The organism is Microvirga pakistanensis (assembly GCF_004458765.1).
GTDB lineage: Bacteria > Pseudomonadota > Alphaproteobacteria > Rhizobiales > Beijerinckiaceae > Microvirga > Microvirga pakistanensis.
In genome coordinates, this window is sequence record NZ_SPJX01000441.1 from 1 (window position 1) to 223 (window position 223).

Sequence of the window (223 nt, forward strand, 5' to 3'; positions counted from 1 at the left end):
CGCATCAGCGGGCCCGCAGCCCTTCCCTCTGGGAAAAATCTGTCGTAGCCCGGGACGACTGATCGAGGGGCCGCTTTCCGTGAAACTCACCGTCTCCACCTGGAACATCAAGTCCGTCCGCCTGCGCATCGACCAGGTCGCCCGCTTCCTGAAGGAGCGGCGCCCCGATATCCTGTGCCTGCAGGAAACCAAGTGCCCGAACGACAAGCTGCCCCTGAAGGAC

At 63.7% G+C, this 223-nt stretch carries 1 protein-coding gene; it reads left to right on the plus strand.

The annotated features are described in order from the left end of the window. Positions 1–79: 79 nt before the first annotated feature. Positions 80–223: endonuclease/exonuclease/phosphatase family protein (locus E4K09_RS30385; RefSeq protein WP_244610605.1), on the plus strand; the 144-nt coding region annotated here is incomplete at its 3' end.